General features: G+C 43.2%; 1 pseudogene. It reads left to right on the top strand.

Going from position 1 to position 398, the window contains the following annotated elements:
* A pseudogene (locus tag CWC11_RS20820) lies at window positions 1-374 on the top strand (DUF349 domain-containing protein); the annotation flags it as partial.
* Window positions 375-398 lie beyond the last annotated feature (24 nt).

Raw genomic sequence — 398 nt, forward strand, 5'->3', positions numbered from 1 at the left:
AAGAAAAGAATCGTTTACTGTCACAAGTGAAGTCGAAATTAGATGATCTATTTTCTTCACAACGTCGTGAAAAGTTCAATGAACTTGTGGAAGCGGTAGACACTGACGGTGATATTCCTAGCTCTTGGCAAGGTAATAATAAAACCTCGCTAAACGCCGCCCAGTTGCTATTGAGACTTGAGATTTTGACGAATCAGTCATCACCGGAAGCATTGCAAAGCGAGAGAATGTCTGAGCAAGTTGCGATGCTAGATGCAAAACTGCAAGGTGAAGAAAGTAGTCTTGAGACTTACCTTATCAGTTATCTAGCTGAGGCTGACAAAGCCGATTTAGCGACGTCAAAAGGCAGGTTACTTGCGGTTTTGAACGCTTAGCCATGCACTTTGAGCCTACTCAGG

It is taken from the genome of Pseudoalteromonas sp. S3178, assembly GCF_005886985.1.
Lineage (GTDB): Bacteria > Pseudomonadota > Gammaproteobacteria > Enterobacterales > Alteromonadaceae > Pseudoalteromonas > Pseudoalteromonas carrageenovora.